The sequence below is a fragment of the Bordetella genomosp. 6 genome, assembly GCF_002119705.1.
Classification (GTDB): Bacteria; Pseudomonadota; Gammaproteobacteria; order Burkholderiales; family Burkholderiaceae_B; genus Bordetella; species Bordetella bronchiseptica_F.
Map to the genome: position 1 here is coordinate 2,805,224 of NZ_CP021107.1, position 15,122 is coordinate 2,820,345.

Annotated in this window: 8 protein-coding genes; 3 read left to right on the forward strand and 5 right to left on the reverse strand. The window is 69.6% G+C overall.

Annotation, left to right across the window (positions count from 1 at the left end):
- Positions 1-100: 100 nt before the first annotated feature.
- The 5 genes from CAL11_RS13130 to CAL11_RS13150 form a co-directional block, all read right to left on the reverse strand.
- Positions 101-4,303, reverse strand: coding sequence for an inverse autotransporter beta domain-containing protein (locus CAL11_RS13130; protein WP_086093214.1), 4,203 nt, complete (start codon positions 4,301-4,303; stop codon positions 101-103).
- 569 nt (positions 4,304-4,872) lie between these two features.
- Entirely contained in the window at positions 4,873-8,103 is a 3,231-nt protein-coding gene (locus CAL11_RS13135) for an autotransporter outer membrane beta-barrel domain-containing protein (RefSeq protein WP_086093215.1), read from the reverse strand.
- A 284-nt stretch (positions 8,104-8,387) separates the two neighbouring features.
- The gene (locus CAL11_RS13140; protein ID WP_086094584.1) at positions 8,388-9,215 is read right to left on the reverse strand and encodes a TatD family hydrolase; all 828 of its coding nucleotides are present in this window, start codon (positions 9,213-9,215) and stop codon (positions 8,388-8,390) included.
- A gap of 34 nt (positions 9,216-9,249) precedes the next feature.
- A complete protein-coding gene (locus tag CAL11_RS13145) occupies positions 9,250-9,945 on the reverse strand; it encodes an ABC transporter ATP-binding protein (RefSeq protein WP_033466033.1) in 696 nt (231 codons plus the stop codon).
- Positions 9,938-11,170 (reverse strand): lipoprotein-releasing ABC transporter permease subunit, encoded by a 1,233-nt coding sequence (locus tag CAL11_RS13150; protein WP_244172955.1) that lies wholly within the window; start codon positions 11,168-11,170, stop codon positions 9,938-9,940. Before CAL11_RS13150 ends, CAL11_RS13145 begins: the two co-directional genes overlap by 8 nt.
- A 57-nt stretch (positions 11,171-11,227) precedes the next feature.
- On the opposite strand from CAL11_RS13150, the gene CAL11_RS13155 reads away from it, so the two are divergent.
- The 3 genes from CAL11_RS13155 (at position 11,228) to prfB (ending at position 15,094) form a co-directional block, all read left to right on the forward strand.
- Entirely contained in the window at positions 11,228-12,205 is a 978-nt protein-coding gene (locus CAL11_RS13155; protein WP_086093217.1) for a hypothetical protein, read from the forward strand.
- Positions 12,187-13,887, forward strand: coding sequence for a single-stranded-DNA-specific exonuclease RecJ (gene recJ, locus CAL11_RS13160; RefSeq protein WP_033466029.1), 1,701 nt, complete (start codon positions 12,187-12,189; stop codon positions 13,885-13,887). Before CAL11_RS13155 ends, recJ begins: the two co-directional genes overlap by 19 nt.
- 102 nt (positions 13,888-13,989) lie before the next feature.
- A protein-coding gene (gene prfB, locus CAL11_RS13165; protein WP_127846873.1) for a peptide chain release factor 2 occupies positions 13,990-15,094 on the forward strand; the annotation gives its coding sequence in 2 pieces (ribosomal slippage) (positions 13,990-14,070 and positions 14,072-15,094; 1,104 coding nt in all).
- Positions 15,095-15,122 lie beyond the last annotated feature (28 nt).

Consider the following 15,122-nt stretch of genomic DNA (forward strand, 5'->3'; position numbering starts at 1 on the left):
CCCCGGACCGGCCGGGCGGATATGGCGCCGTGGCGCTACCCGCCTGCTCGCCGGACTTCGGGAGGCGCCCGTTATCGGCGCCCCCGCGGTCTTGCGGCGCTTAGTAAGGAAATTTGATCTCCGCCAGGAGCAGCATGTATTTGCCGGTGCCTTTGTCGAAGACCTTCACCGTGAGGTCGGCCCGCTTCCCCGCGTCCGCCGGGGTGAAGGTTCCCGCGGGCCAACTCACCCTGACGTCGTACTGCGACGGATCACGGCCCGGCGTCACCTGGACACGCATGGCCGCGGCCGCCCGCTTGGCAAGTTCACTGCCGCCTGCGCGCGGCGGCACGATCTTGGCCACGGGCGCGCCGCCCGAGTAGAAGTACTGAGGCACGGAGACGAGAACCGCCGAAGTGTCCGAGGTCGAGACGCCGGCGAACCGCGGCGTGTACGGCAGGAACGCGTTGTAATCCTCCCCTCCCCTCGTAAACTTGTCCTCATAGGTGCGCGTCGCGACGACGGTCTGGACACCATTGACTTCCGTGCTCAGCGACACGACACCCCGCGGGACGTCCATGGGCGAGGAGACACTGAAAGTGCCATCTCCCTTCGCCCGCGTCCGCGCCTCGTCGCCGCCGGGGAAACGCACCACGACGTTGGTGTCGGGCGAGGTCTTGCCCGAGACGGTAACGATACCGTTCCTCGAATTGGTCTCTATGTTCGTGATCGCATTGGCCGGCACGAATTCGTCACGGTAGTCTTGCCGCACCTCCGGGCTGGCATTTCCGGCGGGGTTCCTGGCCGACACCTGAATGATGCCCGAGAAAATGTCGTTGTCGGACGTCACCGAATAGCTGCCGTCCTTGCCGGCCTTGACGGTCTTGCGCCCGCCATCCGGGAACTGGACCGTCACATCGTTGTCCGGATCCGCCGTGCCCGCCACCGTCACCACGCCCGAGGAGCGGTCGGTCGTCACGCGCGAGATCGTCGGCGCGGACGACGAGGTCTTGTCCACGGTATCCGCATAGGCGCGGGTGGCTTCGGGGCTCGGGTTGCCCGCCTTGTCCGTGGCCTGCACGCGGATGTCGCCCGACACCATGTCGCGCTCCGAGGTCGCCGTATAGGCGCCGGCGCCGCCCGCGACGACCGTCTTGTGCGTGCCGTCCGGGAAGTTCACCGTCACATTGGCGCCAGGCTCGGCCATGCCCGTGACCGTGATGCGACCGCTGGCGGCATCGGTGGTCACATTGGTGATCGTCGGTACGGCCGGCGCGGTCTTGTCCACGGTATCCGCATAGGCGCGGGTGGTTTCGGGGCTCGGGTTGCCCGCCTTGTCCGTGGCCCGCACGCGGATGTCGCCCGCCACCATGTCGCGATCCGACGTCGCCGTATAGCCGCCATCGCCGCCAGCGACGACCGTCTTGCGCGTGCCGTCCGGGAAATTCACGTCCACATTGGCGCCCGGCTCGGCCATGCCCGTCACCGTGATGCGACCGCTGGCGGCATCGGTGGTCACATTGGCGATCGTCGGTACGGCCGGCGCGGTCTTGTCCACGGCATCCGCATAGGCGCGGGTGGTTTCGGGGCTCGGGTTGCCCGCCTGGTCGGTGGCCTGCACGCGGATGTCGCCCGCCACCATGTCGCGATCCGACGTCGCGGTATAGGCGCCATCGCCGCCAGCGACGGCCGTCTTGCGCGTGCCGTCCGGGAAGTTCACCGTCACAGTGGCGCCAGGCTCGGCCACCCCCGTCACCGTGACGCGACCGCTGGCGGCATCGGCGGCCACATTCGCAATGGTGGGAGCGGCCGGCGGGGTGGTATCCGCGGCGTCATCGTAGTGGCGCGTCGCCTCGGGACTCTGGTTGCCCGCCTTGTCGGTGACCTGCGCGCGGATGTCGCCCGCCACCATGTCGCGATCCGACGTCGCGGTATAGGCGCCGTCCCCGCCAGCGACAACCGTCTTGCGCGTGCCGTCCGGGAAGTTGACCGTCACAGTGGCGCCAGGCTCGGCCACGCCCTTCACGGTGACGCGGCCATTGGCGGCATCGGTCGCCACATTGGCAATAGTGGGGGCGGCCGGCGGTGTAATGTCCACGGCGTCGTCATAGTGGCGCGTCGCCTCCGGGCTCTTGCCGCCCGCCTTGTCGGTGGCCTGCACGCGGATGTCGCCCGACACCATGTCGCCATCCGAAGTGACCGCGTAGGCGCCGTCGTCGCCAGCGACGACGGTCTTGCGCGTGCCGTCCGGGAAGCTGACCAGCACCTCGGCGCCAGGCTCGGCCACGCCCGTCACCGTGATATGGCCGCTCTTGGCATCGGTGGCCACATCGGCGATGGTGGGAACGATCGGCGCGGTCTTGTCCACGGTGTCCACATAGGCGCGGACGGTCTCGGGGCTCTTGCCGCCCGCCTTGTCGCTGGCCTGCACGCGGATGTCGCCCGACACCATGTCGCCGTCCGAAGTCGCCGTATACGCGCCGTCGCCACCTGCATTGACCGTCTTGGCGGTGCCGTCCGGAAAGCGGACGTCCACCTGCGCACCCGGCTCCGCCTGGCCCGTCACGGTCACGCGGCCGGTATCGGCTTGCGCCGCCACGGCATCGATCGTCGGCGCGAGCGTCGCGGGCGGTACGTAATCCGCGGAGATGCGCGCTTGCTTGCGCGTCTGCGGATGAGTCGCCTGCACCAGCACTTTCCCCTGCGCCACCTTGCGCGCCGAACGCACCGTGAACAGGCCCTTCGCGTCCGCCTTGGCGACCACCGATTCGCCATTGGGAAACGACACCTTGACGTCGACTTTCGGTTCGGTCTTGCCCTGGACTTCCAGCGCGCGATCGGCCGGCAGCGGCACCAGCGCCATCACCACGACCTGCAGATCGCCCAGCACCGCCTCGTCGACGTACCGATAAGTCACTTCGCGGCTGCTGTCGCCTTCTTCGTTACGGGCGCGCAGCACGAGGACGCCCGACGGCTGATCGCCGGCGGAGGTGTAGACAAAACGACCGCTGGCATCCGCCGCGGCGGTGCCCGTCGCGCCGTCGGGCATGCGCACCGTCACCGTCGCGAACGGCTGGGTCGCGCCGGTCACCGTCACCCGGCCATCGGCCTGCCGGGTCGAGACCCCGCTCACGACCAGCGGCAGAATGATCTCCTTGCGCCGCGTGTTGAGGACGATGCGGTTCTCGCGCTCGACCAGGGCGTGCCGCCGGTCGTCCAGCGAGAAGGCCGGCGCGCCCGAGGAGTCACGCCGCAATTGCTTGGACAGCGGTTCCGAGAGATTGATGTTCAGGCCCAGCTGCACGCGGGTTTCGCGTCCGCCGCCGATCACCTTGGTCTGCTCCAGTCCCACGCCGACCAGCGACACCGGGCGATACTCCACGCCGACCTTGAAGCCCTTGGCGCCGGCCTGGGTGCGGCCGTTGTCGAAGTAGTCCACCTCGGCGCCATTCCAGCGGAAATGCGCCGCGTTCAGGCTCAGCCCGGGCGCGAACGCCGGACGGTAGCTGACCCCCACATCCATGCCCGAAGCGGGCTTTTCCTCACGGCGATTATTGCGCTTGGCGCCCTTCCAGTCGGACAGCGGCGCATACACATTGCCGTACAGGCTGTACTCCGGCGCGATCACCTCCAGCCCCACGGAGCCGCGCAGATGCTGCTTGCCGAACTCGTAATCCAGGAAGCCGTTGACGCCGACCATCAACGCATCGTTGACCTCGCGCCGATACACCGCGCCCGCATTGGCCGTCGGACGATCGTTCTGGTTATGCGCGCCCAGCTGCAGCAAGCCCGTGTTGCGCCCGGCGCGGTAGACCTCATCTATCGTGTTCAACTGCAGCGACGTGCGGCCCGACTCGAAATCGTGGCTCAGTCCGCCTTGCAGATTGCGCAGAAAGGGCAGACCCGATTCCCGGGCCAGGTTCACGCCATCGCGCAAGACATCATTGACCTGGGCCTGCGCTTCACGCTTGAGGTAATCGCCATCGACCCGGGCGCCGGGTTGGCGCTCGGCCTGGCGCCGGGCCAGCGACTCGGCCTGGGCGGCCAGCTTGCGGCTCCACGCCGCATCGTGCTGCGCCTCCTGCTCCTCCTGCGCCACCCGGGCCGGGCGCAGCGTCGGCGCGCCCTGGGCCAGCGCCGACAAGGGCAGCAGGGCCTGGGCCAGGATGCTGCCGCCCGCCATCGCCGCCACACCCCGGCGCGCACGCTGGCGGTTCTGGCGACGCGGGCTGCTCGACTTGCCGCCAGCACGCGCCCATTCGCCGGCGACCACCCAGGCCCCGCGGACCAACGACCAGACAACACGGTAGATGTTCTTGTTCATGGAAGTTCCTTGAGTGTTCGGCGCGCCGCCCGCAAATCGCGGGCAAAGCGACGCCCTGCCTGCCAGGAATCGGCTGACTATCGATTTAGGTAAAGGAGTTGACTGAAAAGGCGCTGTCGCTGATTGACTGAGGATTTCGCCTACATCACGCCCGCCACAGGAGGGAACTTTATCGATTACCGCGAACTAAATAAGTCGCCAAATACCCATATGGCTGTAGGAAATTTCTCAATCGCAACGACCTCGCCTACAACCCGGGCAAAGACTGGCGCGACCGTGGCCGGCCCCCATGAATCGGGCGCGCCGGGCAGGCCGGGATGGTGCGCTGGGCGCACGCGGTGGAGGGGCAGCGGTGCCGTGGGCACACCCCGATCCGGATGCCGCACAACGAGACTTCATCCGCCTATCGCGGGGTGCCGGCGCGCGACGCCGGGAACACATTCCCCGAACAACCAAAAAAAAAACGCCAGTCGATGCTCGACTGGCGGCCAGCAACGGGGGGCGGACTCGACCGTCCCCCGACGCGGTGCGCGGACGCGGCCCGGCGGCCGCGCGCCCGCGCGCTGCGTTCAGAACCGGACTTTCAGATACAGCGAGCCGGTATTCTCCTTGTTGCCATTGCCGAACTGCCCCCCGTAGGCCAGCCCGAGCGCGGCGTTGCGGCCCACGTCCACCTCGGCCGCAAGATCGAGCACGGCCGCATCCTTGGCCACCGGCGAACCCGCCACCGTGAACGCCGCGCCGCCGCCCTGGATGAACGCCAGCTTGCGGGTTGCGTCCACATCGCCATTGGCATGGCGCCAGCCCAGCCCGGCGCTCAGGCGCGCCTCGGTCGCGCCCAGCTGCAGCGCCGTGTTGCCGCGCAGCCCCAGCGTGAACGTGGTGATCTGGTCGCTCTGGCCGCTGCCATGCAGCGCGGCCGGCCCGCCATCCTCGTCGAAGCTGTCGCTATGGTTGTTGAACCAGGCCAGGCCGGCATACGGCTCGACCGAGCTGCCGGCGCCGACCGGCACCTGGTAGCCGAGTTCGGCGAACAATTGCGTGGTGTTGGCCTTGTAGTCGGCCTTCAGGGTCTGCGCGCCGCCCACATCCACGCTGCGCCGGCTGTCGATGTCATGGTGCGTGTAGCCGACGCCGGCCAGGAAGTTCAGCCTGCCCTTGCCCGCCGCCCAGCTGTTGCCGCCGTAGAGGGCCGCCGTATAGCTGGTCACGTCCGAGCGCGAGTCCACCGCATCGGCCTTGATGCGGCCATCGGTAAAGCCCAGGGCCCCGCCCACACGCCAGCCCGCGCCCACCGCGGCGTCGCCGCCGATGAACAGGCCGGCGGTATTACTCTTGGCCTTGGCCGCGTTGTCCCTGGCGTCGAAACTGCTCCAGTTGCCCACCACATCGGCCCACAGCGGATACGCCGCCGTGCCCGGCATGGCCGACGCGGCGGCCGGGCCCGCCGCCTGCGCCGTGGGCGCGCCGGCCAGCAGGCCGGCGCCCAGGTTGCCGCTCATGCGCCTGGCCACGGTGCGGTTGAGCAGTTGCGTGTTGCCGTAAAGCGCCGACACCGTGCTGCCATGGACTTCGCCGGAAAGCTGGTCCAGCGCGTCGGCCCGCTGGGTCGCGTCGCTCATCAGCATCACGGCGTCGGCCGAGGCATTGCGCCCGGCCACCGACAGCGCGCCGTCGAGCACCGCGCTCTGGTTGCGGCTCAGGCCGGCGCGCGCCGCCGCCAACTTGCCGGCGTCCGGCGACAGGCTGACCTGCGTGGCCTGGGCGCCATACTTGACCGGGTCCAGCTTGACCAGGGTGCCGGACAAGCTCTCGTCCAGGCTCGTCGCGGCGAACTCGCCCACGATGTTGCCGGCTTCGGTCTTGATGATGGTGTAGTCGTGGTTCAGCACATAGCCGCCGGTGCCGTTCTCCTGGCCCACCACCAGCGACACGCCCGCCAGGTCGACATTCCCGGTGCGCACCACCAGCAGGTCGGACTGTCCCTTGGCGTTGATTTCCGCCAGGTAGGTCGAGCCGCTGATGGCTCCCACGCTGCCGACCGTCACCGTGCCGATGGAGTTGCCGGGCGCCAGGCTGGCGCCTGTCATCCGCAGCGCGCCGCCGATATCGAGGTTGCCGCCCAGGATCGCGCCGGACGCGGCGTCGGCGCCGCCGCTCACCACGATGGGCGTGGTCGGCGAACCGCCGCCGATGCGCGAGCCGCCGCTGAGGCTTACGTCGCCGGCGATGGCGGTCGGCGCGGCGGAGCTGAAGCGAAACGACGCCCCGTCCAGCCCCCGCACGCTGCCGCCGACCTGCGCCGGGCCGCTGAAGGTGAACGCTGCGCCGCCCGCGCCCTGCACATTCGCGCCTATGATGGCGGGCGCGTTGAAGCTGAGCGCGGTGCCCTGCCCCCCCGTCACGCTCTCGCCGATCGTCAGCGGTCCGTTGAACACGGCCGAACCGCCGGGCAGCACCGCCAGGTGCTGCCCGATCGTGGTCGCGCCGCCGAACACGGTCTGGCTGCCGGCCCCCAGCGACGAGCTGCCGCCTATGTTCGACACGCCCGTGAAGGTCACGGGCGCGCCGCCGCCTTCCAGGACCATGTCGCCGGCGGTGCTGAAGCCGCTGTGCTGCCCCGGCCGGCTGCCGTCCACGATGGAGGTCGTGTCATCGATCACCAGGCCCGCCCACTGGGCGCCGCTCTGGACGTCGACGATGGTCAGCGCCGAGGATTCCCGCGAGCCGTCGGCCGCGAGGTTCTCGATGTTGCCGGCGGCGTACGCGCCGCTTTGCAGCGTCAGCGTCACCTGCCCCAGCTCGCCGCCAGCCGCGCGGCGCACCAGCAGCAGCCGGCCGTCGTTGCGCGTCAGGTTGGAGCCGGCGCCGACCACGATGGATTGCTGGCGCGTGGCGCTGAGCGTGGACAGCAGCGAAGGCCCGCTCGCGACGACCTCGACGCCATTGAGCGTCACGCTGCTGCCGTTGCTCACGCGCACGCCGGCGGCGCCGCTGCCGCTGGTACGGATGGAGCCGCCCGACATATGCAACGAACTGCCGCCCTGCAGGTACACGCCGTGCGCGTTCTTGCCGCTGGTCTGGATGGCGGTGTTGCTGACCTGCAGCACGCCGCCGGGGCTCAGCACTTGCGACTCCGTTCCCAGCCCATAGGCGTCGACGCCGCTGGTCGTGATGCGGGAATCGCGCAGCCTGATCGTGCCGTCATCCGCGCCCATGGCGCCCACCGCATGCTCGCCGGTGGTATTGATGGTCACGCCGACAGCGCGGATGCTGCCGCCGAACTCGGCGCGCAGGCCGTCGGAATACTCGTCGGAGGTCCGGATGTCCGTCCCGTTGAGCTCGATCATGGTGCCGGAGTCCAGGGACTGCACGCCATAGCTGCCGCCGCCCACGGTCGTGATGCTGCCGCCCCGCACATTCACCAGCGCGCCGTATTCGGCCCGCACGCCCGGCGCCTCCCAGCCATTGCTGGCATCGGTGCGCACGCTCACCTGGTTGAGGTCGACCCGGGCGCCGTACCCGGCGTTGACGGCGCCCATCAGGCCGCCGCTGGCCGTCACGCTGCCTCCCTGCAGCGTGAAGACGACATTGCTGCCCTGGCCGTCCACCACCCACTCCCGATTGGCGCTCACGTTCGTGCCCGAGTAATGGGCGCCCGCCACCGGCTGGCCCGGCGGGCAGGCTCCCATGCATTCCAGGCGGTTCTCCGCCGCGCCCGCCGCGCCATAGACGCCCAGCAAGGCCGCCGCCAGCGACGTGATGCGCAGGCCCATGCCCTGCGTGATTGCTTGTGCCATCAACCTCTCCTCGTTTGTCGGGCCTTTTTGTGGAATGGAATAGGAGCCCGGGCAAATTGATACAAATCAATTCAAATACGCCGAAATTTGTTAATAAATTTCGACTTACAGACAAACTGTAACGACTGAAGGCGGGGGGCGCGCCACCCATTTGGGGGGTGCCGATTGGGCAGAAAGCAGGCAGTCAATGGCGCAAGCGCGCGTCCGCCCTCCAGGCGAAGGGCGGCGGCCGGCGGGTTACGGCAGGCGGGAAAACCAGGGAGCGCGCGCCGCTCGGCCTGGCGTCAGCGTGTCGCCTGCCCGTCCCGCAACAGGGCGTCCAGGCGCGGCAATACCCGCAGCGCGGTCGATGTCGTGGCCCTCGCCACATCGGCGACAGCCTGGCCGCGCAACGCGGCCAGTTCGGCGGCGATGCGCGGCAGCTGGCCCGGCGTGTTGCGGCGTTCGGGTTCGTACAACCAGGCCGGCGCGATATCCGGCGCATCGGTTTCCAGCACCAGGTGGTCCAGCCCGATGTCGACCGCATGGCGGCGGATCTGCAGCGCGCGGGGATAGGTCATGGCCCCGCCCAGGCCCAGCGCGAAGCCCTGGTCGACAAAGGCGCGGGCCTGTTGCGCGCTGCCGTTGAAGGCGTGCGCGATGCCGCCGGGCACGCCGGGCCTGCGCCGCAAATACTTGAGCAATATGTCTTGCGAGCGCCGCACGTGCAGCAACACCGGCAGCCCGTACTCCGCGGCCAGGTCGAGCTGGGCGGCATAGAAGCGTTCCTGGCGCTCGCGCGGGGCGCCGCTGGCGATTTCCGCCACGAAGAAGTCCAGGCCGATCTCGCCGATGGCCACGAAACGCGGATCCGGCAAGGCGGATTCGATGGCCTGGCGCAGGCTGTCGAGGTCTGCGTCGCGGGCGCGCGCCACGTACAGGGGATGGATGCCCAGCGCGTAGGCGCCGGTATCCACGGCATGGGCAAGCTGGCGCACGGTCGCGAAGTTGGCGCGCTCGACGGCCGGGATCACGATGGCCTGCACGCCGGCCGCGCGCGCCGCGCGCGCCACCGCCATGCGGTCGGCGTCGAATTCGGCGGCATCGAGATGGCAGTGCGTGTCGATCAGCATGGCCGGGCTCCAGGGGCCGCGCGACAGGCCGGCGTCAATCCGGCTGCAGGCGCCCGTTTTCCATATGCAGCTGGCGATCGGCGCGCGCGGCCAGTTCCGGATCATGGGTGACGATCACGAAGGCCGTGCCGGACTCGCGGTTCACGCGCGTGAGCAGCTCGAACATATTGTGCGCCGTATGGCGGTCCAGGTTGCCGGTGGGCTCGTCGGCCAGCACGCAGGCCGGCCGCGTCACCAGGGCGCGCGCCAGCGCCACGCGCTGCCGCTCGCCCCCGGACAGCTGGCCGGGGAAGTGCTCCTCGCGCGCGGCCAGCCCCACCAGTTCCAGCACTTCCCGTGCCTGGGCGCGCGCGCGATCGCGATTCTCGCGCCGCACGATCAGCGGCATGGCGACATTGTCCAGGGCCGAGAATTCCGGCAGCAGATGATGGAACTGGTACACGAAGCCCAGGCTGCGGTTGCGCAGCGCGCTCTTGCGCTTCTCGGACAGCCCCGCGGCAGGCACGCCGTCGACGCTGACCGTGCCGCTGGAGGGCACGTCCAGCAGGCCCAGGATGTGCAGCAAGGTGCTCTTGCCCGAACCCGAAGCGCCGACGATGGCGACCATCTCGCCGCGCGCCACGCTCAGCGACACGTCGCTGAGCACTTCGATGCGCGCCGGGCCTTCGTCATAGACCTTGCCCAGGTGCTCGGCCAGCAGGGCCGGGCCGGTGTTGTTCGGCTCAGTCATGGCGCAGCACCTGTGCGGGTTGCAGGCGCGAGGCGCGCCAGCTCGGATACAGCGTGGCCAGCAGCGACAGCACCAGCGAAGTCAGTCCGATGGTGACGATGTCGTCCGAATGCGGGTCGGAAGGCAGCGCGCTGATGAAGTACACCTCGCGCGGCAGGAACTGCACGCCCAGCAGGCGTTCGATGAACGGCACGATGACGTCGACGTTGTAGGCGATGGCGATGCCGCCGGCCACCCCCAGCAGCGTGCCGACCACGCCGATCAGCGCCCCCTGCACCAGGAAGATGCGCGCCACTTCGCCGGGCCCGGCGCCCAGCGTGCGCAGGATGGCGATATCGGATTGCTTGTCCTTGACCGCCATGACCAGCGAGGACAGCAGGTTGAACGCCGCCACCGCCACGATCAGGGCCAGGATCAGGAACATCATGCGCTTTTCGGTCTGCACCGCCGCGAACCAGGTGCGGTTGTTGCGCGACCAGTCCGCCGCCATGACATAGGGCGGCAGCACCTTGGAGAGCTCGGCGGCCACCTCGGGCGCGCGCTGCATGTCGGCCACGCGCAGCCGCACGCCGGCGGTGCCGCTTTCGCGGAACACCTTGGCGGCATCCTCGTCGTCGATGAAGACGAGGGTCGAGTCGTATTCGTAATGGCCGGAAGAGAAGATGCCCACCACCGTGAACTGCCGCATGCGCGGCGCGAAGCCGGCCGGGCTGATCGAGCCCTGCGGCGCCAGCATCAGGACAGTATCGCCCGGCTTGACGCCCAGGCCGTCGGCCAGGTCGCTGCCCAGCACGGCGCCGAACCCGCCGGCGACCAGGTCGCTCAGCTTGCCGCTGACCATTTGCCGGGGGATATCCGACACATTGCCTTCGGTGGCCGGATCGATGCCGCGCACCTGCACGCCGCGCAGCGCCTGGCCGCGCACCAGCATGCCCTGCGCCGCCACGAAGGGCGCCTCGCCCTTGACCTCGGGGTTGGCGCGCGCGGCCTGCGCGAACTGGCGCCACTGCTGCAGCACCCGTTCGGGCGCCGCGCCCGGTATATAGAGTTCGATATGCGGCAGCACCGACAGCATGCGGTCGCGCACTTCCTTCTGGAAACCGTTCATGACCGACAGCACCACGATCAGCGCCGCCACGCCCAGGGCGATGCCGGCCATGGACGTGGCCGCGATGAAGGAGATGAAGCGATCGCGGCGGCCGCGTCGCTGGCGGATCCGGGCCATGCCCGCGTAGCGAGCGCCGATCCAGAGTTCATAGGGTATTTTCAGCACCAGCGCATTATGGCATTAACCGGCACCGGCACTACAATCGCCGCCATGCTCATCGTGATCCCCGGCGCCCTGCCCCCAGCCGCCGTCGCGCCGGAACTGGCGCGCCTGCTGCCGCAGCACGCCCCCACCCTGCACGGCTGGCTGCGGGCCGCGTCGGCCCGCGTCCAGGCCTTCGACGCCGCGCGCGAAGGCTGCACCCCCTTCGAGGCCTGGCAGCTCGAACAGGCCGGCTACCAGCCCCAGCCCGGCCTGCCGCTGGGCGCCGGCCTGGGCCCGCTGCGCGCCGGCGGCGGCGCGCCGGGCCAGCCGGTCTGGCTGGCCGACCTGGCTCACCTGGCGCTGGGCGCCGACCAGGCCGCCCTGCTCGACCCCGCCCTGCTCGACCTGCGCGCCGACGAAAGCGCGCAGTTGTTCGAGGCGGCCGCGCCGCTGTTCGCCGACAGCGGTTTTGGCGCCACGCCCGTCGACGCGGCGCGCTGGCGCCTGACGCTGCCCGCCGGCATGGCGCCGCAAACGGCCAGCCCCGCGGCGGTGGCCGGCCAGCGGTTGCGCGCCTGGTGGAGCCAGGACGCCGCCATGCGCCCATGGCGCCGCCTGCTCAACGAAATCCAGATGGTCTGGTACGAGCATCCTGTCAATGAAGCGCGCGCCGCGCGCGGCGCCGCGCCGATCAACGCACTGTGGCTGTATGGCGGCGCCGCGCCGTGGCCGCCTCGCACGCCGGCGCCGGCGCGGGTCTGCGACGACCTGGCCGCGCCCCAGCGCGCCGGCGACTGGGCCGCCTGGCTCGACGCGCTGGCCGCGCTGGACGCGGCGCAACTGGCGCCGCTGGCCGGCCCGCACGGCCGGCCGGCCCAGCCCTTGCAACTGCTGTTGCTGGGCGACGACCGCCGCGCCGCCCTCACCCTCAAACCACGCGCGGGGCTGGCCCGGTGGCTGCCCGCGCCCAAGCACAACTGGAACGCCTGGTGGTCTCGCCCCGTCTGATTATCCGTACTGCCGATCTGCAAGCCTGCCAGCACCTCGAAGCGGCCGGCATCCACCCGCTGCTCTCGCGCCTGTGGGCGGCGCGCGGCGTCGTCCACCCCGAACAGACCCGCATGGCGTGGCCCGCGCTGCTGCCGCCCGACCGCCTCACCCACTCGGCCCACGCGGCCGCCGTGCTCGCCGACGCCATCGAGCAAGGCAAGCGCCTGCTCATCGTGGCCGACTACGACTGCGACGGCGCCACGGCCTGCGCGGTCGGCCTGCGCGCCCTGTCGGCCATGGGCGCCGACGTCGATTTCCTGGTTCCCAACCGCTTCGAGACCGGCTACGGGCTGTCGCCGGCGGTCGTCGAACTGGCCTGCCGCCATCGTCGCGGCAAGCCCGACATCATCATCACGGTCGACAACGGCATCGCCAGCGTCGACGGCGTGGCCGCCGCCAATGCCGCCGGCATCGGCGTGGTCATCACCGACCACCACTTGCCCGGCGACACGCTGCCCGAGGCGCTGGCCATCGTCAACCCCAACCAGCCGGGCTGCGGCTTCGGCTCCAAGCACCTGGCCGGCGTCGGCGTCATCTTCTACATGATGCTGGCGCTGCGCGCCGAACTGCGCCGCCGCGGCGTCTACGCCCCGGATGGCGGCCCGCGCCTGGATGCGCTGGCCGACCTGGTGGCACTGGGCACGGTGGCCGACGTGGTCAAGCTGGACGCCAACAACCGGCTGCTGGTCACGCAAGGGCTGCAGCGCATGCGTGCCGGCCGCATGCAGCCCGGCGTGCGCGCCCTGTTCGCCGTGGCCGGCCGCGAACCGCGCACCGCCAGCGGCTTCGACCTGGGCTTCGCGCTCGGTCCGCGCATCAACGCCGCCGGCCGGCTGGCCGACATGAGCCTGGGCATCGCCTGCCTGACCACCGACGACGAGGCGCAGGCGCTCGAAATGGCGCGCGAGCTCGACAACATCAACCGCGAACGCCGCACCATCGAAGCCGAGATGCGCGACCAGGCGCTGGCCGCCATGGAAGCCCCCGACGCCGCGGCCGGCGCCACGGTGTGCGTATTCGATCCCGGCTGGCACCAGGGCGTGGTCGGCCTGGTGGCCTCGCGCCTGAAAGAAAAGTTCTGGCGTCCCACCCTGGCCTTCGCCCCGGCCGGCGACGACGAACTGCGCGGCTCGGGCCGCTCGATCCCCGACGTGCATTTGCGCGACGCGCTCGACCTGGTGTCCAAGCGCCATCCGGGCCTGATACGCAAGTTCGGCGGCCACGCCATGGCTGCCGGCCTGACCCTGGGCAGCGGCGATTTCGCCGCCTTCGCCCCGGCCTTCGACGCCGCGGTGCGCGAGCTCACCGGGCGCGACCGCTTCGAGCCCCTGATCGAAACCGACGGCTCGCTCGAAACCGGCTATGCCAATGCCGAGGTCGCCGGCCTGCTGCAGCAGCAGGTCTGGGGCGCGGGATTCGCCGCCCCGCTGTTCCTGGACGAATTCACCGTGCGCAGCCAGCGCCTGGTGGGCGGCAAGCACCTGAAGCTGGCGCTCGAGCGCGGCCACCAGCGTTTCGACGCCATCTGGTTCGGCCACGACCAGTCCCTGCCCGAACATATCCAGGCCGCCTACCGGCTCGAACAGAACATCTGGAACGGCATGGTGTCGGTGCAGCTGGTCATCGAGCACGCCGCCTGAGCGCCGCCGCCCTTCTGTTACAAACCGCCCCGGCCGGCCGGGGCGGCGCCCGCCATCCACGCTAAAATAGGCGGTTTCGCCAAATAGCCACCAGGATCAATCATGGAAGCCGAACGTCAGAACCAGCTCGTCGCCCGACTCGAAGACTACGCGGAGCGCGAACAGGCTCTACGGAGGTATCTTTGACTACGATGCCAAGTCAGAACGCCTGCAAGTCGTAAACGCCGAGCTTGAAGACCCGGCCGTCTGGAACGACCCCAAGCACGCCCAGGACCTGGGCCGTGAAAAGAAATCCCTCGAAGACGTCGTCGAAACCCTGACCGAACTGGGCAGCGGCCTGGCCGACTCGTGCGAGCTCGTCGAACTGGCGCTGGCCGATGGCGACGACGCCACGCTGGAATCCATCGAGCACGACGCCGACCGCTTCCAGGAAAAGCTGGAAACGCTGGAATTCCGCCGCATGTTCGCCAATCCGGCCGACCCGCTGAACTGCTTCGTCGACATCCAGGCGGGCGCCGGCGGCACCGAAGCCCAGGATTGGGCCTCGATGCTGCTGCGCCAGTACCTGAAGTACGCCGAGCGCAAGGGTTTCAAGGCCGAGATCCTCGAAGAATCCGAAGGCGACGTCGCCGGCCTGAAGTCGGCCACGATCAAGATCGAAGGCGAGTACGCATTCGGCTACCTGCGCACCGAGACCGGCGTGCACCGTCTGGTGCGCAAGAGTCCGTTCGACTCCTCCGGCGGTCGCCATACCTCGTTTGCCAGCGTGTTCGTCTATCCCGAGGTCGACGAGTCCTTCGAGGTCGAGGTCAACCCGGCCGACCTGCGCATCGACACCTACCGCGCCAGCGGCGCGGGCGGCCAGCACATCAACAAGACCGACTCCGCCGTGCGCATCACGCACGCGCCATCGGGTATCGTCGTGCAGTGCCAGAACGACCGCTCGCAGCATCGCAACCGGGCCGAGGCGATGCAGATGCTCAAGTCCAAGCTGTACGAGCTGGAAATGCGCAACCGCATGGCCGAGCAGCAGAAGCTGGAAGATTCCAAGACCGACGTGGGCTGGGGCCACCAGATCCGCTCGTACGTGCTGGACCAGAGCCGCATCAAGGACCTGCGCACCAACGTGGAAATTTCCAATACCCAGAAAGTGCTCGACGGCGACCTGGACCCGTTCATCCAGGCCAGCCTCAAGCAAGGCGTCTAAGCCGCGCCCCTGCCCTGGAGGTTCCCGC